16 protein-coding genes are annotated in these 18,169 nt (G+C 69.3%); 1 reads left to right on the top strand and 15 read right to left on the bottom strand.

Annotated features, from left to right (window positions below; all coding sequences use genetic code 11):
• Nucleotides 1-65 precede the first annotated feature (65 nt).
• The 13 genes from NE235_RS16735 to NE235_RS16795 all read right to left on the bottom strand — a co-directional run bounded on the left by NE235_RS16735 (nt 66) and on the right by NE235_RS16795 (nt 12,765).
• Entirely contained in the window at nt 66-1,082 is a 1,017-nt protein-coding gene (locus NE235_RS16735; protein ID WP_252803813.1) for an SCO2521 family protein, read from the bottom strand.
• Complete coding sequence (locus NE235_RS16740) at nt 1,060-2,019, bottom strand: SCO2522 family protein (protein WP_252803815.1); 960 nt, start codon at nt 2,017-2,019, stop codon at nt 1,060-1,062. The genes NE235_RS16735 and NE235_RS16740 overlap by 23 nt, the downstream gene beginning before the upstream one ends.
• A complete protein-coding gene (locus tag NE235_RS16745) occupies nt 2,016-2,933 on the bottom strand; it encodes an SCO2523 family variant P-loop protein (RefSeq protein WP_252804292.1) in 918 nt (305 codons plus the stop codon). Before NE235_RS16745 ends, NE235_RS16740 begins: the two co-directional genes overlap by 4 nt.
• 2 nt (nt 2,934-2,935) lie before the next feature.
• A complete protein-coding gene (locus NE235_RS16750) occupies nt 2,936-4,777 on the bottom strand; it encodes an SCO2524 family protein (protein WP_289848757.1) in 1,842 nt (613 codons plus the stop codon).
• A gap of 6 nt (nt 4,778-4,783) precedes the next feature.
• Complete coding sequence (locus tag NE235_RS16755; RefSeq protein WP_252803818.1) at nt 4,784-5,554, bottom strand: SCO2525 family SAM-dependent methyltransferase; 771 nt, start codon at nt 5,552-5,554, stop codon at nt 4,784-4,786.
• A 641-nt stretch (nt 5,555-6,195) separates the two neighbouring features.
• Nucleotides 6,196-6,888, bottom strand: a complete 693-nt coding sequence (locus tag NE235_RS16760) for a response regulator transcription factor (protein WP_252803819.1) — start codon at nt 6,886-6,888, stop codon at nt 6,196-6,198.
• Complete coding sequence (locus tag NE235_RS16765) at nt 6,885-8,195, bottom strand: sensor histidine kinase (protein ID WP_252803821.1); 1,311 nt, start codon at nt 8,193-8,195, stop codon at nt 6,885-6,887. The genes NE235_RS16760 and NE235_RS16765 overlap by 4 nt, the downstream gene beginning before the upstream one ends.
• Nucleotides 8,196-8,202: 7 nt before the next feature.
• Nucleotides 8,203-8,538 (bottom strand): MMPL family transporter, encoded by a 336-nt coding sequence (locus tag NE235_RS16770; protein ID WP_308206093.1) that lies wholly within the window; start codon nt 8,536-8,538, stop codon nt 8,203-8,205.
• On the bottom strand, nt 8,535-8,711 hold the full coding sequence (locus tag NE235_RS16775) for a hypothetical protein (RefSeq protein WP_252803822.1): 177 nt from the start codon (nt 8,709-8,711) through the stop codon (nt 8,535-8,537). The genes NE235_RS16770 and NE235_RS16775 overlap by 4 nt, the downstream gene beginning before the upstream one ends.
• A complete protein-coding gene (locus tag NE235_RS16780; RefSeq protein WP_252803824.1) occupies nt 8,708-9,289 on the bottom strand; it encodes an MMPL family transporter in 582 nt (193 codons plus the stop codon). Before NE235_RS16780 ends, NE235_RS16775 begins: the two co-directional genes overlap by 4 nt.
• Nucleotides 9,217-9,612 carry an MMPL family transporter gene (locus NE235_RS16785; protein WP_252803826.1) on the bottom strand — a complete coding sequence of 132 codons (396 nt, stop codon included), beginning with the start codon at nt 9,610-9,612 and terminating at the stop codon, nt 9,217-9,219. The genes NE235_RS16780 and NE235_RS16785 overlap by 73 nt, the downstream gene beginning before the upstream one ends.
• Nucleotides 9,613-9,753: 141 nt before the next feature.
• On the bottom strand, nt 9,754-11,919 hold the full coding sequence (locus tag NE235_RS16790; RefSeq protein ID WP_252803828.1) for a WD40 repeat domain-containing serine/threonine protein kinase: 2,166 nt from the start codon (nt 11,917-11,919) through the stop codon (nt 9,754-9,756).
• A gap of 108 nt (nt 11,920-12,027) precedes the next feature.
• The gene (locus NE235_RS16795; protein ID WP_252803830.1) at nt 12,028-12,765 is read right to left on the bottom strand and encodes an SDR family oxidoreductase; all 738 of its coding nucleotides are present in this window, start codon (nt 12,763-12,765) and stop codon (nt 12,028-12,030) included.
• A 127-nt stretch (nt 12,766-12,892) separates the two neighbouring features.
• Between NE235_RS16795 and NE235_RS16800 the strand changes: the two genes are divergently transcribed.
• Nucleotides 12,893-13,582 (top strand): Clp protease N-terminal domain-containing protein, encoded by a 690-nt coding sequence (locus NE235_RS16800; protein ID WP_252803832.1) that lies wholly within the window; start codon nt 12,893-12,895, stop codon nt 13,580-13,582.
• A gap of 114 nt (nt 13,583-13,696) precedes the next feature.
• Here the strand turns inward: NE235_RS16800 and NE235_RS16805 are convergent, their stop codons facing one another.
• Nucleotides 13,697-14,707 (bottom strand): pentapeptide repeat-containing protein, encoded by a 1,011-nt coding sequence (locus NE235_RS16805; RefSeq protein WP_252803834.1) that lies wholly within the window; start codon nt 14,705-14,707, stop codon nt 13,697-13,699.
• 206 nt (nt 14,708-14,913) lie between these two features.
• Entirely contained in the window at nt 14,914-18,039 is a 3,126-nt protein-coding gene (locus NE235_RS16810) for a DUF4082 domain-containing protein (RefSeq protein WP_252803836.1), read from the bottom strand.
• Nucleotides 18,040-18,169: the final 130 nt, after the last annotated feature.

Here is an 18,169-nt window from a genome sequence, read left to right on the forward strand (position 1 = left end):
CGAACGCGCCGAGGAGCGCGCTCAGCAGAACCTTTCGCAGAGAGGGAGAAAAATATATTTTACTGTCAGCTTCTAATTCCCTGCTCATTCCGCCCCGGAACACCTTCCGCGCTGGCACTCAAGAGTGTGAGAGTGCGCAAAGCGAGTTGGTCACGAATACGATTCACCAAAGTATCCCATTGTCGAGTAAAGCCAGGCTTCGTGTCAAGGCTCTCCCACAGGGGCAGGAGTGACTCCACCACCCGTGCGCCCGGCATCCAAAGGTGTATCAAATGATCCACAGCCGGGCGTATCCGCCGCATCATGGTCTCGTGCGGCCCGTCGCTCGGCATGCCGCGGTCGATCACGTCCAGCAACGTGCTGAGCAGCCAATCGTGCAGTGCCAGATCCTCACACAGCTCGATCACCGCGGAGATGGGCTGACCGTCGAATGTGATCCGGGTGGTCCGCGATCCGTCGTCCCCGAGGATGAAGCCGATGCGCCGTTCGGGAGATTCCTCCGCGACCCACCGAAGGGTGGTCCGGGCGGCTTTGAAGGGTGATCTACGGTCGAGATACGGGGATCTTTGAACCTCGCCCATAATCTGTCCGCAGATCGCTCCGAAATCGATTCCTGGCGCTTTCCTGTTGTTCGTCCGGTCGAGAAAGCCGTCGGCGAGGTCGGCATGGTAGGGGTGGTTCCTGCGTCGTCCGACCGTCTCGACGACGCCCGGGCGGGCCAGGTAGTGGGACCAGGGCAGACGGTGTTCGGCGTGGCCTCCCATCAGGCGGGTCCAGGCCGATCCCTGCAGCACCCGGCCACCGGTGATGGCCGCGCGTACCGCCAGCGTGCCGATGCCGCGCACGCGTGTCCCCGAGGCCGTCGACAGGTCGCAGTCGACCCCCACCAGGAGTTCCGGCGAGACCGCGTGGGAGATGGGGCGCTCGAACGAGCGGACCCGTTCCCCGGGCAACAGGCCGAGCACCGCGGGCAGCATGTCCTGCCGGAGGGAGGCGGAGTTCAGTAGGAGGCCGGTATGCACCTCGCCGATGAGAATCCCGGCGCCGTCACCGCCCGCGTCAGATCTCGCCGGGGATGGCATAGCCGATCCTCTTCAGGATGTCCCGGGGTATTTCCAGGTTCTCGTCCGCGCCGCGCCTGACGGTCTGCTCGAGCACCGCCGCGCTGATCGACACCTGGCCGAGGATGACGCGTACGGCGTGCTCGACCGGGAGGAACCGCGACGAGAGCACCGACATCGTGGTGTACGCGGCGAACGGCGGCGCCGAGGGCACCATCTGGATGATCGCCGGCAGGTCGTCCCAGTCGTCCGGGAGCGGGTCCGGCGCGGGAACCGGCACGGCGACCGGGCGGCCGTCGTCGCGGAGCAGGCCGAGCCGCAGGAGCTGCCACACGGCCGCGAGGTACGGGCAGGACCAGATCCGGCGATCGCCCTCGTCGGTCCACATCTCGACGTCGAGGAAGATCGAGTGGTGCCGTGCGGCGTTCTCCCGCGGGGGCAGCCACGCCGCCACCTGGCCCATCGCCTCGTCCACACCACCGGATGGTGATCGCTCGCCGTTGCTCAGCCATCCCGACTCGTGTGGCGGTGGCCGGGAGCCGTTCGTGCCGGGAGGCGGATCGGGCACCAGCCGGGCGTGCACGAGTTCGGCCAGCGGCACGCCGTCGGCCACGGCGCACCCCGACTCACGGGCGATGTAGTCGATCCGGAGTCCGGCGGCCTCGGACGCGGCGAGGAGATCACCGATCACCACCGACGGCGTGCTGAACCGGGTGAAGTAGTCGTCGATGAGGAAACAGGTGCTGATCCGCGGGCGCCGCACCCGGCCCTCATTGATCTGGGTCACCGTCTCGGCCCACGGGCGTACGCGTTCGAACTGCCGGCGCAGGGCGTCCCGGCCCGCCTCGAAGTCGTCCATGTAGAGGTGTCCGAGCTCGACCGAGACATGCGAGAGGGGGATGTTCGAGATCCGGCGCTCGGCCGCGACCTCCCCGAAGGTGACGTGCGCCGATGTCAAAGCTCGTCCCAGGCCGCGTCGTCGGCGATTCGCCGGGCGAGCTGGTCGAATGCCGCGACCGTGGCGGCGTTGGCGATCTGGCTGGCCCAGACATCGCGATCGGAGATGAGCTGCTCGCGCATCTGCAGCACCGGATCCAACGGAATGGTCGCGAGCACCATCGTGCGTCCCAACTGGTGCTGTCGCGCCAGCTCCTGCAGGTCCTTGTTGCAGTCGAGCAGCCAGACCACCTGGGTCGGCCGCAGGCCGGCGAGTTCTTCGGAATCGGGGTTGACGACGGCGGTGCGAACGAAGCGGATCGAATCGGCGAGCACCTGGGAGTCGTGACCGCGTTCGGCACCCGCCTCGATCAGGCCGCGCCGACCGTACACGAGGCCGGATGCGGCGATGACGTGCTGCCGGGTCCAACGGTGGAACACCAGCCACCGATGCGGGACGCCGCGCAGCTCCTGCTGCGCGGTGGCGGCGAGCACCAGCTCGGCGGCGTACGAGCGGCCCGCGCTCAGGTCGACCACGCACAGGTCGAACTCCTCCAGCAACCGCACGAACAGCTTGGTGCAGCGTTGCAGGATGTCCTTGGTCATCGAGAACTCGCCGCCGCCCTGGTCTCCGGGCAGCAGGACGAGGCGTCCCGCACCCGGCGGCCGCGACCGCAGGGTCTCGCGATCGGTCTGCCGCCACACGTCGATGCGCTGCGGCTCGGCGATCTTGCCCTGGAGGTAGGAATGCAGGCCGCCGCCCTCCGTACCGCGGGAGACCGGATCGATGCTGAAGATCGCGCCCGAGGTCGGCGAGCCGAAGTCGAAGTCGAGGTAGCAGACGTCACTGCCCTGCAGCGCGCGCCGGTAGGCGACGTTGCAGCTCGTCACGGACCGGCCGGTGCCGCCTTTGTCGGATGTCGCGATGACCAGCATGGTCACGTTGCTCCTGTGGCCTCGCGCCGGGCGACGGTGAGGCGATCGAGCTCGCGCAGCACCTCACCGGCGAGTACGAACGCGGTGCCGGGGCGGGTGGACAGGACCTCGCGGGCCCGTACGAGGCTGGCCTGGGTGTGCAGGAGACTGTCGCGCATGGCCGGCCCGACTTCGGAGGAGCTGCTCAGCAGCTCGTCGTCGAAGAGGTGCTCGGCCTCGTTCAGCAGGTCGAGCGCGATCGCGGCCAGGCGCGAGCTCCGCAAGGGAGAGCCGCTGATCAGGTTGGCCGCCTCGACGAGGCACTCGACGATGCGCTCGGTGAAGTACCACGACGGCGCCTGGTGGTCGTCCTTCGCATCGATCGCGGTGAAGACGTTGCGGGGGGAGTCCCAGAGGTTCTGCGCGTCACCGGAGGGTATGCGCCGGCGGAGCACGTGCGCCCACACGTCATCGACCAGCGCGGTCATCGTGTCGCGCAACTCGGTGCTGCGGGCCATGCCGGCGACCTTCAGCGCACGCTTGAGCACGACCGCCGCGTAGTCGGAGACCTGCCAGCGGAGCCGGGGCCCACCGAGCTCTTCGCTGCCGTCGAGGCTCAGCCCCACACCGGGCTCGTGCAGTCGGATGGCCTGGTCCTCGTGGGTGGCCCGGCGGGTGATCCGGCCGCGTTCGGCGAGCTCTTCGAGGATCTCCCCGACCCGGCGCAGGTCGGAGTCGGTGGCACGGCGCCGGTGGAGGTCCTGGACGACCATCGACGTGACGAGAAGGCTGAAGTAGTCCGACTCCTTCTCGTCGGTGGTGCGCCACGGCAGGTCTTCCAGCGGCCAGCGCTCCTGCCCGAAGCTACCGATCGTGGCCCAGTAGCTCTGGGTCAGCTCCCAGCGCAGCCGCAGCGCCTGTGCCAGACGCACCTGCTCTTCGCTCAGCAGGCCGAGGACGGTGGTGCGCTCGGAGAACAGATCGGCGATGCCGTCGAGCGCGTTGACCGTGAAGTAGAGGTACGGGTCGGGCTGGGCGACCCCTTGGGGCTGCGGGCCGATGTCGTCGGTGGCGATCTCCGGGGCGTCCTTGACCACCCCCCAGGCCCAGCCGCACTCGAACAGCCGGTTCGGATTGTCGAGCTCGGTCGTGCGCCCGGAACCGATGGTGAAGTCCCGGATGCCCGCGCGCACCTCCCGCAGGGCCCGCTGGAGGTCCGCCACGACGATGCGCGGGGGCGCGTCGCCCTGGTTGACCGTGTTGATGAGTGTTCGGCCGGCCGGAGAGTCGGGTGGGAAGACCTTCACCGTGAAGCTGCGCAGGAGCCCCACCATGGCCGCGGTGAGCCGCCGGCTCGCCAGCGCCTCCATCTCGTCGATCTCCGCGCGAAGGTCCTCCCGGCGCACGGTGGTGCGGAACACGCGGGCGAAGCCGATCGTCGCGAGCATCAGCGAGACCGACATGGAGAACGAGTCGACGACATCGAGGTTCGCCTGATCGGCCGTCGGCTCGCGACCCGGCTCATCGCTGTGGAAATAGCTGCCGCCGGAGAATAGCGAAGCGCCGTTCTCATCGGTGTACGTGCGGAGGTAGGACGTGATCACACGGACCAGGAGCCGGGGGACCTCGACCGCGTCACCGAGATTGCTCAGCGCGTCGAGCACATCGTCGGCCGTCGCGTCGGGGATGTCCAGCTTGAAACTGGCCACCGCGGACGCCGGATACATGATGCATAGCAGCTGCTCGGCGTCGCTCACCGAATTGGACGGGTCACGGCCGCCCCAGTGCCACTTGCCATCATGCATCGCCGATCGGGCTGCCGCCGCCCAGATCTCGAGAAGACGCTGTCGCGGCTGAATTTTCATGGCATGTCAGTCTTTTCCGCGCTCCATGATGCGCCCCCACGCGAGAATCATTCCGCTGTACCCTTCGCGGAGCGGTTTATCGTCCATGGCGATCCGGTCGATGTGGATGCTCGACGCGGCGCTGCCCAGACACTGGGCGACGTCCTTGGTCTCGATGGCGACGGCCGGGAACGCGGTGTCGCCCACCGCGTAACCCGTGGAATTCTCCATGAAGGCGGCGGCGAACGGAGCACCCGGCTTTAGGCACCGAAGGAACGAGTCGAGGGCGGCGCGGAACTCGTCCTTGTCGGAGGACAGCGACTCGGCGACGAAGAACATCGTGCCGATGTCCCACCGGGCCTCCGGCAGCTCGAAGACGCTGCCCTGGACGATGCGCGCCCGCCGCCGGAGCTCGTCGCGCGGATCCGGCACGGCTTCGTAGAGGGGGTCTCCGGCCAGCACGTCCCAGAAGGCGTCCCACGGCCGCGAGTAGTGCTCCTTCTGACCGTGGAGCCACTCGATGTTGGAGTCGGAGTACTCGTAGAGCGTCACCGTCTCACACAGGGGCAGCATCGCCAGCGCCGGGTAGAGGTTCGGACCACTGCCGACGTCGATGCCCTCCGCGGCGCGGACCCCCGACACGGAGAAGAAGTCACGGACCACCTCGACGATCTTCTGATCGTCATGCCGGATCTTGCTGTAGTTCGCCGCGAAGTAAGATCGCGAATCGAACGTATCCCAGGGGAATTCCGCATTTTGTCCCCTGTTGCTCCGCCGCACGGAGTGTGAGGTGCCCATACTCATGAATGATACGCCACCATCGCCGTTTCGAGAACCGTAAAATGATGAGCGCCGGAGACCCGCGCTCACAACACCCACCACATTTGTCCCGACATTACGGATATGTTGCGGCCATTTCGCCGATAATTGTCGCCGCCGACGAACGGCCTGCCACCCGCCGCGCCTTATCCGGAAGGCCGGCGCGACTGCCGGGTGATCACCCACGACGTGCGCCGCAAGTGCCCCACGACCACGCGCGCGCGGGCGCGTAACACCGCGGGCGAGTTTGGCACCGAGAATGCCCGTGGCCGAAGTTACGGCAGTGACCAGCCTGGTCAGGGAGCCAGAGAAGCGCCTGTCTGGCGACCTGGAACCGGGCACGATGACTCCGAATGATCCGTCACAACGTTCGCTTCATTGGACATTTCACGCAGCGATGCACAAGCGCCCCGACTGATCGCCAAAAGCCGGCCGAGTCAGACCACTGGTGCGCATGACATAATAACCGCAAAGACGCTAATCCCGTTAGTCCTATCTTTGGAATATTTGAGATCGTCCCCGAAAAGGACAGTCACCGACACGGTGTCTGAGAAGTCCGAAACGGCGATCCTCGCCGTGGAACGCGCCGATTGCCCGGTTCGGGCCCGATCGGGATCGGGCTACGGCAGGCGGTCGGGGCCGCCGTCGGGGGTGGCGTGGACCAGCCCCGTCTGGTAGGCGATGACGACGAGTTGGGCCCGGTCGCGGGCGTCCAGCTTCGTCATGGCGCGCTGTACGTGGGCGCGCACGGTGTAGGGGCTGAGGAACGTTCGCTCGGCGATCTCCTGGTTGGACAGGCCGGTCGCGACCAGGGCCACCATCTCGCGTTCGCGCGGGGTGAGCACGGCGAGCTGTTCGGGGTCGTTCGCCGGGGCGTCGTCCGGGGTGGCCAGGAAGCGGGCGACCAGGGAGCGCGTCGCGGCGGGGGAAAGAAGAGTGTCGCCGGCGGCGATCGTACGCACGGCGTCCAGCAGGTCCTCGGCCCCGATGCCCTTGCCGATGAAGCCGCCGGCCCCGGCGCGCAACGCCTGAGCGACGTACTCATCCGTCTCGTACGTGGTGAGGATCAGGATGCGGCTGGCGCGTAGTTCCGGGTCGGCGCAGATCTTCGACGTGGCGGTGAGACCGTCCATCTCGGGCATGCGGATGTCCATGATCACCACGTCCGGGCGCAGCTCCCGGGTGAGTCGCACCGCCTCCCTGCCGTCGGCGGCCTCGCCGACCACGGTGATGTCGTCGGCGGTGTCGAGAAGAATCCGGAAGGCACCGCGCAGCAGGGCCTGATCGTCGGCGAGCAGCACCCGGAGCGTCATGGCGCACCCCCGGCCTCTCCATCGCCCGTCCGTCCGCCGCCTGTCGCTCCGTCGGCCATCCGCCCCTCGCTGGTCGTCGCTCCGTCGGTCCTTCGCGTCGTGTCCTTGGCGGGCGGGAAGGGCAGCTCGGTGGAGACGAGGAAGCCGCCCTCCGGGCGCCTGCCCGCGGAGAGGCGTCCTCCGACCGCGGTGGCACGTTCCCGCATTCCGATCAGACCATAACCGGGCGGGCGGTCCGGCAGCCTGGGCGCACCCGGCGCCGTACGGGCCTTCCCTCCGTCGTCGGCGACGGTGATGGTCACGCGATCGCGGTTCCAGGTGAGGCGCACCCGGGCGCTAGCGGTACCGGCGTGCTTGGTCACGTTGGTCAGGGCCTCTTGGACGATGCGGTAGGCGGTGAGGTCCACTCCCGGCGGCAGCGGCCTGGCCGTGCCCTCATGGTGTACCGACACCTCCAGGCCCGCACGGCGGAAGGACTCCAGGAGCGTGGGAAGCCGGGACAGCCCGGGCACCGGTTCGGCGGGCGCGGCCGCGTCCCCGGACTGACGCAGCAGGCCGACCGTGGCCCGCAGGTCGTCGAGCGCGTCCCTGGTGATCGCGACGAGATCCTTCACGCTCTTACGGGTCTGCTCCGGGCGGGTGTCGAAGAGATGGTCGGCGACCGTGGCCTGCGCGTTGGCCAGGGTGATCTGATGGGCCACGAGGTCGTGCAGCTCCCGGGCGATGCGCACCCGTTCCTCGGCCACTCTCCGGCGCGCCTCGCTCTCCCGGCTCTCCTCGGCCCGCCGGGCGCGCTCCTCCACGGCCGCCAGGTAGGCCCGCCGGTTCCGCACCGAGTGACCGAGTACGCCGGCCATCAGCGGGAACGCCGCCACTGATCCCATCCGGCTCGCGTCCTTCCACGAGGAGCTCCCGAACCAGGGGGCGAAGCCGACCAGCAGCACCACGGAGGCGAGCGACACCACGCCCGCCGCGCGCCGTTCGGTGCGCGCCGCGAGCGAGTAGGAGTAGGCGATGACCGCGGTGGGGACCACGACGAGCGGGCTCAGCAGGAGGCCCAAGGCCGGCGCCAGCACGCCGCTCGCGGTCGTGACCGCCATGGTGGCCAGGGGCGCCCTGTGCCGCAGCGGCAGCACGGCACAGGACACCACGGCGATGAGATAGGCGGCGGCGGGCGGCGGTGCCAGCGTGTTGTCGACGTGTATGACGCCGCCGAGCAGACAGAACACGAACGCCGTCGCCGTGATCACTGCCTCCCGCCACCACGTGCCGCGTGGTCGCGGGCCACCGCCACCTGGGTTCGTCATGGCCGGCTCAGTCCCGCCCGACGGGGATCCACGGCCCCGCCGCGTCCGGCACGGTCACAGAGGCCGCGACGTGCCTGCTCAGTGCCTCACCCTCGATGTCCACGTTCGGCAGCACACGGTTCAGGGCTCGAGGGAGCCACCAGGCCCGGTGGCCGAGCAGTGCCAGGACCGCGGGTGCGATCGCCATCCGGACCACGAAGGCATCGAAGGCGACGGCGGAGGCCAGACCGACGCCCCTCGTCTGAATGGTCGGGTTGTTCATCCCGATGAACCCGACGAACACGCTGATCATGATAATTGCCGCCGCGGCCACCACACGTCCACTGTGCCGGAACCCGTTCACGATCGCCTCGGGCCGTTGAAGCCGGGGCCGAAGCCTTCCGACAGCAGGTCGTAGGCACGGCGCTGGGTGGTCTTCACCGACTTGGACTCGTCTCCCGGCAGTCCGAGGTCGAGGCTCAGCGCCGGCAGGGCGACGGCGCCGAGACCGAGCCCGGCGATCAGCAGCACGATCACCGGCCGGCGCAGCACAACCGCGCCCAGTGGGTGCCGAGCCCCGGCCGGCCGGCCGCGGCGGGCATCCGGTGCGAGTGCTCGCTTTCCGACCGGGTGGCCTTGCGGACCGCGCGGGGCAGTACCCGCCGGCCGAAGAAGCCGAACAGCGCGGGGACCAGGGTCAGTGCGACGAGTACGGCGAGGGCCACGGCGCCCGCACCGCCCATGCCCATCTTGGTGGGCTCGGGGATTCCGACGCCCCCCAGCCCGACCAGGGCGATGAAGACGGTCGCGCCGGCGAAGACGACGGCGGATCCGGCCGTGCCCGCCGCCCGGCCGGCGGCCTCCTCCGGCTCGCTGCCCTTGGCGCGCTCGTCGCGGAAGCGGGAGGTGATGAAGAGTGCGTAGTCGATGCCGACCGCCAGCCCCAGCATCAGCGCCAGGATGGCGACGGTGGACGTCAGGCCCAGCGGCACGGCCAGCGCGGAGACCAGGCCGAAGGCGATGGCCACACCCCAGAACGCGGTCAGCAGCGACAATCCGGCCGCGGCCAGCGACCCGAGGGTGAGGACGAGCACCACCGCCGCCACCACCACCACGCCGATGATCTCCGTCGTACCGCCGGCTCCTCCTCCGCGTCCAGGGCCGAGCCGCCGATCTCCACCGTCAGCCCCGCGTGCCGCGCCTGGCTCGCGGCGTTCTCGAGGGCGCTCTTCGTCGACTCGGTCAGGTCGACGGCGTCCGCGCTGTAGGTGATCGTGGAGTAGGCGATGGTGCCGTCCTTGCTGACGGCGCCGGTCTCATAGGGGTCGGTGGTCGACGCGACCTGCGCGCCCCCGTGCAGCGAACCGAGCGTCGCCTCGACGGCCGCCTTGTTCCCGCCGGCCGTCACCTGCCGGCCGTTGGATTTGCGCGTCCCCAACACTCCCTTTCGGCGCCCCGCCGGGGCATCGTCCCCCGCCACCGTCTTCCCCTGGTGCACCCGGACCAGCCGCCCGCCTCTTCTGGTGCCTACGCAGTAGGCCGGCGAGTGGAGTCACCGACTGCCGGACGCGGTTCGGCGTCACAGCCGCCACAGGTGGATGCGGCCGTCCGAACCGCCACCGGCCAGCGTCTTCCCGTCCGGGCTGAACGCCACCGAGAAGCCGGTCACCCCGGCGAACGCGTGGACCACCTTGCCGGTTCGCGCGTCCCAGACCGTGGCGGTCGGGCCGTTCTCCTCGTCGCAGGCCGCCAGGTGACGGCCGTCAGGGCTGAACGCGACCTTGCCGCTCGTACCGCCGGCGAAGCGTACGCCGGGCTTGTGCGTGGCGACGTCCCAGGTCTCGACGTCGACCTTGGCGCCGGCAGCGGCCAGGGTCTTCCCGTCCGGGCTGAACGCCACCGCGGCGACGCTGTGATGTGCGTTGATCGGGCTTTTCGGTCTACGGCCGGGGACGTCCCAGAGGCGGATGTGGTCGCGGTCGCCGTACGCCAGCGTCCGGCCGTCCGGACTGAACGCGAGCTCGAAGGTGGAGTCGGTCGTGGCCGGAGTGGTGGCGGTGTCCCGCCGGGTGGCGACGTCCCAGAACCGCACCTCGCCGATGACCGCCGCGTTGTCACCGAACCGGAAGGAGCCGACGGCGAGGGTGGTGCCGTCCGGGCTGAACGCCGCGGCCGTGGCGCTCGCGCCCTCCGGGTTGGTCAGGGTGGTGATGGCCCGCCTGGAGGCGACGTCCCAGAGCCGGATGCCGTGGTCATGGTCCTCGGTGGCCAGCGTCTTCCCGTCCGGGCTGAACGCCACGACGTGCCGGGACTTCTCGGGGTCGCCGCTGCCGCCGTCCAGTACGGCGGCCTGCCGTCCCGTGGCGGTGTCCCACAGCCGGACGGCGTCGTCGCTGTCGGCGCTGGCGAGCATCCTGCCGTCCGGGCTGAACGCCACACCCCAGACCCCGGCCGAGTCGGTGTCGAGCACGCGGTCGGCCGGGACGACGGTCGGAACGGCGGTCGAGTGGTGCGTGGGCGCGGAGGCGCCGCCCATCCGGTCCCGTACGACGAAGCCCGCGGCGGCGAGCACGACGACGACCCCCGCGACGATGGTCACGACCCGCCCACGCCGGAGGCGGCGTCCGGTCCCGTCCAGGATTTTGGTGCCCGCTTGAACCGTGCCACCGTACGAGCCGGGCGGCACCGCATGCGGCGCGAACTCGGGACGCTCCGGGGATGAGCCGGGGGCGGGAGGTACCGGAACCGGGCCATCACCCGGTCCGGGCCGGGGACCGGCCGGAGGCCGGGGACCGGCCGGAGGCCGAGCACCGTACGGAGCCGGCGCGGAGCCGGGCGGTGGGCCGGGCACCGGACGTGTGGCCTCGGAACCCGCCGAAGACCGGCCGTCGTACGGGCCGGGCCCGGGTGTGCGAGGCGCGGCGGGCGGTGGCGCGGCCAGTGGGAGGAGGAGGTCGCGGACGGACTCCGGGGTGGGCCGCGCGTCGGGGTCCTTGTCGAGAAGGCCGGTGAGGACGTCCGTCAGGGGGCCCGCGCGGGTCGGCGGCGGTGGGTCTTCGGTGGCGATGGCGACGAAGACCGCGCCGTGTGTCGGGCCCTGGAACGGGGGGCGGCCCTCGACCGCGGCGTACAGGGTGGCGCCGAGCGCCCACAGGTCGGACCGCGGCGTGGCCACGTGGCCGCGGACCTGCTCCGGTGACATGTACGCCGGGGTGCCGAGCTGGACGCCGGACCTCGTCAGCGTGGCATCGCCCTCCAGCACGGCGATGCCGAAGTCGGTGAGGACCGCGCGGTCACCGTCCAGCAGCACGTTCGCCGGCTTGACGTCGCGGTGCACGATGCCCGCCGCGTGCGCCGCGACCAGCGCGTCCAGCATCTGACGGCCGATGTCCGCCACCCGCCGTACGGGCAGCGGCCCGTCCGTACGGAGCGCGTGGTCCAGTGATCCTCCCGCGACCAGCTCCATCACCAGCCACGGGCGGCCGTCATCCATCACCCGGTCGTGCAGGGCCACGATGCCGGGGTGGTGCAGGCGGGCGGCGGCGCGCGCCTCGCGGGCCGCCCGGGCGTACCACTCGCGCCGCTCGGCGTCATCGACCTCGTCGGGCAGCCGCAGCTCCTTGACGGCGACCTCGCGATCGAGCTCGGCGTCGTACGCGCGCCACACGCGGCCCATGCCGCCACGCCCGATGAGCCCGAGGATCCGGTACCGGCCGGCGAGGATCTCCCCGGGTTCACCGTGCATGGTCACGAAGATAGCGAACCAGACATTGCGCGTCAGCGAGCGCGGCCGGCCGCAGCGGTGACGGGCGACGGCGGCCGCCACCGGGCCACGTGGGCGTTGTCGTGACCCCTATTCGGCTACGCGGATGATGTCGGGCTGCTCGGGGCCGTGCGGGATGTCGACGGTGTCCTCGCCGGTGCGCAGCAGCCGCAGCACCACGCCGGCCACGTACTCCGGTCGATGCACCACCATCCCCGGCCGGGGTGGCACGCCGTCCTTGAACATGCCGTTGCCGAACTCGGTCGCGGTGACCGAGGGCAGCAGCAGCGACACCGCGATCCCATCCGCGGCCAGTTCCTCTCGCAACACCGAGCTGATCATGTTCACCGCCGACTTGGTCGCCGCGTACGCGCCCACCCCGGTCGCGATCCGGCGGGTGGTGCCCGAGCTGACGTTCACGATGCGCCCGAAGCCCCGCTCCCGCATGGCCGGCAGCACCGCCTGGGTGACGTCGACCAGGGCGGTCACGTTGAGTTCGAGGATCCTGCGGTACTCGGCGACGTCAAGGTCGGCGATCGGTCCCTGGATGGCGGCGCCGGCGTTGTTCACCAGCCCGTCGATCCGCCCGTACCGGTCGAGTGCGGCCGCGACCAGGACGCGTACCTGCGTGGCGTCGGTCACGTCGGTGGGCACCGCGAGCGCCCCGCCGAGCTCCTCGCTCAACGCGGCCAGCCGGTCGGCCCGGCGCGCGGCCAGCACCGGGTACGCCCCGGCAGCGTGCAACAGGCGCGCGGTGGCCGCGCCGATCCCGGACGACGCGCCCGTGACGATCACCGTCCGGCCGGTCAGTTCGATCAGGTCCGTCATGAGGCAACGTGTACCAGAGGTTCGCACCCGCCGGGCGGCGAGTTCGCGGCCCCGTGCCGGGCGCATCCACAGAACGGGCGTCAAGTACGGGTTGACGATCGAGCGAACGTCAATCTACGGTTGACGCATGAGTCCACTCGACATCAGCCTCGCCGACCTGATCGCCCGTCTCGACGAGGAGTTCCCCGACACCGACGACCTGGCCCGCATCAGCGAGGCGCACCTACGCGCCCAGACCCTGTCCGACCTCGGGGACCAGCTCGTCGGGCACTACGTCGGCAAGGCCAAGCAGGCCGGCGCGTCGTGGAGCGAGATCGGCGACGCCATCGGCGTGTCCAAACAGGCCGCCCAGCAACGCCACGCCCCCAACGTGTTCGAGCGGTTCACCGACCTGAACCGGCACGGCATCGTGCTGGCGCAGGAGGCCGCCCGAGCGCACAAACACGACTTCATCGGCACCGAGCACATCCTGCTCGGCCTGCTCGGCGAGCCGCGGGGCCTGGCGTACGAGGTGCTGATGGCCAAGACCGAGTCGGAGCGGCGCATCCGCGACGCGATCGAGGAAGCGTTGCCGCCGGCCGGGGAGAAGGCGCCGCGGGGTCACATCCCGTTCCGGCCGGAGAGCAAAGAGGCCATCGAGCAGGCACGCCGCGCGTCGGACGACCTCGGCCACGACTGGGTCGGCACCGAACACACGCTGCTGGGCCTGATCCGCGTCGAGCAGAGCCCGGCCGCGCAGATCCTGCGCAACCTCGGTTTCACGTCGGACGAGCTGCACGACACGGTCAGGACCGCGATCACCGAGCGGCGCGCCTGAGTCCGCACGATCACCGTACGAGGCGACCAGGCGACCGCCGGGACGCCGGCCGCCTGGTCGCCTCGCCACCCACCCGGGGACGCTCCTCCGCCGCCAGACACCCATGCCGCGGGGCTATGCGGGAGGCAGCAGTAGCCCTGCGGGCGGATCCGCGGCGATGTCCTTACCGAGGCCGCCCCGACGGCCGGAGAACGTCGCGTCGCTGAAGTCGACGGTGCCGCCGGAGAACGTCGTACCGGTGAAGACGACGGTGGTGCCGGAGAACTTCGCGTCGGTGAAGTAGAGGGATCCCCCGGACAAGATCGCGTCGGTGAAATCGAGAGTGCCACCGGAGAAGGTCGCGTCGTTGAAGTGGGCGGTGGTGCCGGAGAACTCCGCGCCGTTGAAGCCGATGACGCCACCGGAGAGCGCCGCACCGGTGAAGTGAACGGCACCGCCGGAGAACACCGCCCCGGCGAAGTCGAGGGCACCGCCGGAGCAGGTCACGCCGGTGAAGTCGATGGCGGCACCGGAGAACTCCGCGCCGATGAAGTAGTGGGTGGCACCGGAGAACGTCGCGTCGCCGAAGTGGACGGCACCGCCGGAGAACACCGCGGAGACGAAGTGGAGCGGGCCGCCGGAGAAGGTCGCGCCCGTGAAGTCGATGGCGGCGCCGGAGAACACGGCACCGGTGAAGTCGACGGTGGCCCCCGAGAACACGGCGCCGCTGAAGTCGAGCGTGCCACCGGAGAACACGGCGTCACGGAAGTCGACGATGCCGCCGGAGAACACCGCGCCGCTGAAGTCGCCGCCGTCGAAGCGGGCACCGGTGAAGTTGAAGTCATGGCCTCGCCAGGAGACCCGGGCGTTGTCCCGCAGGTGTGCGGTGATGATCGAGATGATGGTGTGGTGCACCTCCTGGCTGCCGCCGAACGCCAGTTGCTCGGCGGCCGGAGGGCCGGCGTCCGGGGGAGGTTCGTAGGGCGCCCGCAGGTAGGCGCACAGCGCGTCGATGCAGGCCTGCCGCTCGTCCTGCCACTCGTCGGCCAGACCGGCCAGCGCGTGGACCCCGGCCAGCCGCACCGCGGTCTCGGCGTGTTCAAGCCGCCTCGTCGCCCTGGCGAACCGTCTGTCGAACGCCCGCACCCGGTCACCCTCTCCGCGCCGCCCCTCCGGTATTTTCCCGGTTTCGGCGAGACGCCGCCTGCGGAAGCACATCACCGCGAACCGCAGCACGTCCAGGATGTCCTCCGCCGGCAGGGGCGTACACGCCTCCGGACAGGGCGGGGCAGGACGGGGCGGGGGCAGGACGGGGCCGGGGGGAGGACGGGGCCGGGGGGAGGGCGGGGCGCTCAGCTCGATCCCGCGAGCACCACGTCGACCCAGTAGTTCGTGGACTGGTAGCTCCCCGTGGGAAAGGTGTTCGCGGCACCGTAGGCGTACACGCCGTTCCCGCCCGAAGCGCCACTCGCCAGTGCGGTCAAAGGACCACTGACATACGCATTGGCGAAATACTGCTGCGTCACAGAGTAATAACCCGATGACGTGAAGTAAGACGCCACGTACGTCGTATTGGCCGTCACCGCCACCGGGCTCGAGAAGTTGACCTGCTGCCAGCCGCTCGCCGTCTCATTGGTGAAGGTAGCGGTCGCCAGCAACGTCCCGTTCGCGGTCCACAGGCTTCCCACGTGAGTGCCCGTGTTCAGCGAACCCTTGAAGAACCGGATACCGCTGATCGAACCGCTCACGGAGGCCGTGAACTTCACCCCGAGAGTGACCGCCTTGGTATCGGGATTCGACTGGACGGCCGGCACGGCCGAGTTGTCCCACAGGCTGGACGACGGCGTGAACACCACGTCGACCCAGTAATTCGTGGACTGGAAGCTCCCCGTGGGGAACGTGCTCGCGGCACCGTAGGCGTACACGCCGTTCCCGCCCGAAGCACCGCCCGCCAGCGCGGTCAAAGGACCGTTCACATATGCATTGGCGAAATACCCCCGCGTCACAGAATAATAACCCGACGACGTGAAATAAGACGCCACATAGGTGCTGTTCGCCGTCACCGCCACCGGGGTGGAAAAGTTCACCTGCTGCCAGCCCGACGCCGTCTCGCTGGTGAAGGTCGCGGTCGCCAGCAGCGTCCCGTTCGCGGCCCACAGGCTTCCCACGTGAGTGCCCGTGTTCAGGGAGCCCTTGAAGAACCGGATACCGCTGATGGAACCATTCGCGGACGCCGTGAACTTCACCCCGAGAGTGGCCGCGTTGGTATCCGCGTTCGACTGGACGCCCGGCACGGCCGAGTTGTCCCACAGACTGGACGACGGCATGAACACCACGTCGACCCAGTAATTCGTGGACTGGAAGCTTCCCGCAGGGAACGTGGCCGCGGCATTATAGACGTACACCCCATTCCCGCCCGAAGCAGCACCCGCCAGCGCGATCAGAGGATAGTTATTGAACGGATTCACGAAATACGACCGCGAAACAGCATAATGGCCAGCCGTATGGTAGGACGCGACATAGGTGGTGTTCGCGCTGACCGCCACCGGGGTGGCGAAGTTCACCTGCTGCCAGCCGCTCGCCGTTTCGTTGGTGAAGGTCGCTTCCGCGAGTAGCGTCCCCGTGGAACTCCACAGATGGCCGACGTGCGTCCCCGTGTTGGCCGTGCCCTTGTAGAACCTGACTCCGGTGATCTCACCCGTCGCGGTGGCCCTGAACTTCACCCCTACTTCCACGGACCCGAAGTCGCCGCTCGCCTCCACGTCCGGCACGGTCGTCGACGACCAGAGCGTGCAGCACGTCCCGCCTACGGTCACGTTCACCGTGGTCGGATTGGCCTGGACGTTGCCGATGTCATCGACTGCGCGCACCCGGATCGTCACAGGTCCGTTGCCGGTGGGCGTCCATGGGTACTGCCAGGCGCTCCGGCCGGCCGCGTGGAACCATTGGACGCCGTCGAACGAGACCTCCACACCCCCGACGACGCCGCCCCCGGTATCGGTGGCCGTTCCCTGAACGGTGACCGATCTTCCCGGAACCACACCGGCGCCGCTCGACGGATTGGTGATCGTCGACGTCGGTGGAGACGTGTCCGTCGACGGCGTCGCGGGCACCAGGCCGGACTGGAGGCTGGCCGGCTGCGTGCCCATGTCGGCGAAGAGGTTGACCGTCGCCTGCTGCATGGTGATGTCCGTGGGGCTTCCAGCCCGGTCGTGGACCGCGTCGAGCCCCCACGCCCACTGGGTGGTCCCCGCTCCGAAGACGAGCGCTCCGCTGGGAGCCCGGTAGAGCACCAGGCTGTGGGTGGCGGTCCCGGCGCCGTATTGGCTGCCGTAGTTGAGCAGGAATCTGTTGCTCGTGCTGCCGGTCGTTCTCGAGTACTTGACCAGTCCGGGCGGTGTGACCGCGTTGTCGGGAGCCTCGTCCCACTCGTACCCCAGCGTTCCCGTGGGGAAGGTCGCCGTCTGGCCCGGAGAGAGACCGGCGATCGACGTGTTGCGCCACAACCGCATGTCGCTGAAGTCGGCGGGTACCTGTATCGAATCGTTGGCGACCCCGTTGACCATGAACAGCGTGCCTGTCAGTGCGTTCTCCGGTCGCCCTCCGTCCGCCGGCGGGGAGTAACGCGGATCTCGCCAGGTTCCCGTCCACGTCGGAGTCGGATCGAGTCTTGTGTTGTTCGCGAGCGTCTCCTTGTAGCAGACGAGGGTCCGGAACGAGGCGCCGTCCGCGATGCTGTTCTCCCACCTGGTCTTCCAGAAGACCTCATTCCCGGAGAAGAAGGTGAGGTTCACGCCGTTGTCGCGGGCGGCCTGCACGTTGTTCCGCATCTCGTTGGACCAGTACTCGTCATGGCCCGAGGACATGAAGACCTTGTGCTCGAGGATCTCCGCTCCCCGCATGGCGGTGTCCACGTTGGTGGTGTAGCTCACGTCGAACGCGTTCGCCTCGAGCCATCTGACCATCGGATATTCGGAATCGAAGAACCAGCTGTACACGGAGTCGTCGGCGCTCCGGGTCGTGAACGGACGGTTGTAGCTCACCTTGAACGCCCGGCCCGCCGGGGCACCCGTATAGAGGCTGTTGCCGCCGTAGGAGTTGTACGCCTCCCACGTGGCGTCGGACGTCTGCACCAGGAAGTCCGAACGACGGGTGTCGTCCCTGACGACGAAGATGATCTGACTGGCCTCACCGGTCACGTCGTCACGCACCAGCTTCGCGATGTAGACGCCGGAGACCGCGCTCGCCGGTACGGCCCAGGAGGCCGAGACCGCCCAGTTGCCGCAGTCGATCAGGCCGGTCGTGCCGTCGGTCAGGCAATTCGGCTGCGTCTGCGGCAGGGCGGCGGACGGCTGAACCGTATCGATCAGGCGCGCTCCCAAGCCGCCGTAGTAGCCCATGCGGTAGATGTCCATGTGATAGGCGGTCGCGGGAGTCAGCACCTTGAACTGCGCCGTCTCGCCCTGGGCGACACTCATCTGAGTGGCGTACCCCTGGATGTTCGGAGACCCTGCTCCGGAGACGTCCCATTCGCTGGGCGGGTTGCCGGGGAGGCTGTTCTCGATACAGATGACCGACGTCGGCGGGCACGCGGCTCTACGAGCGGGG

The sequence above is a fragment of the Actinoallomurus spadix genome (assembly GCF_024055725.1).
GTDB classification, from domain to species: Bacteria; Actinomycetota; Actinomycetes; order Streptosporangiales; family Streptosporangiaceae; genus Actinoallomurus; species Actinoallomurus spadix.